Source organism: Marinimicrobium sp. UBA4509 (assembly GCF_002388575.1).
In the GTDB taxonomy this organism is placed as follows: domain Bacteria; phylum Pseudomonadota; class Gammaproteobacteria; order Pseudomonadales; family Cellvibrionaceae; genus Marinimicrobium; species Marinimicrobium koreense.
Window position 1 is genome coordinate 1 of sequence record NZ_DGMV01000009.1, and the last position, 530, is coordinate 530.

1 protein-coding gene is annotated in these 530 nt (G+C 57.5%); it reads left to right on the plus strand.

Going from position 1 to position 530, the window contains the following annotated elements; all coding sequences use genetic code 11:
• The first annotated feature begins 139 nt into the window (after positions 1-139).
• The gene (locus B3520_RS01275) at positions 140-490 is read left to right on the plus strand and encodes a PilZ domain-containing protein (protein WP_024460045.1); all 351 of its coding nucleotides are present in this window, start codon (positions 140-142) and stop codon (positions 488-490) included.
• The last annotated feature ends 40 nt before the right edge of the window (positions 491-530 follow it).

The window sequence follows — 530 nt, forward strand, 5'->3', positions numbered from 1 at the left end:
GAAGCGCCGGGAGCGCGAAGGGGCCCGGGTTTACGGCGTGTCTTGGAAAGGTTCACCTCCTTCGCGGCCCGGGCTTTATTCTGGACACCCGGACCCGAATCCATTACTGTTTCACCAAAATCCAACACCGGAGCAGAGTATGCACGCACTTGGCGGTGCCCGAAACGGGATACTTTCTCTCACCATCAAAGACAAAGCCGTGCTCTACGCGGCCTACATGCCCTTCGTCAAAAACGGCGGCCTGTTCATCCCCACCGGCAAAAGCTACAAACTGGGCGATGAAGTCTTCATGCTCCTCAACCTCATGGACGAACCCGAAAAAATCCCCGTCGCAGGCAAAGTCGTCTGGGTCACCCCAAAAGGCGCCCAAGGCAACCGCGCCGCCGGCATAGGTGTCCAATTCAGCGACCAGGACAACACCGCCGTTAACAAAATCGAAACCTACCTTGCCGGCTCCCTCGAGTCCGAGCGGCCGACGCATACCATGTAGTTTGAATGTGGCACTGAGGTCCGTGGAGGGAAATGCCTTT

Excerpts from the sequence above, each read along its gene's own strand:
- B3520_RS01275 (WP_024460045.1), top strand. The coding sequence starts at position 140 with ATGCACGCACTTGGCGGTGCCCGAAACGGGATACTTTCTCTCACCATC.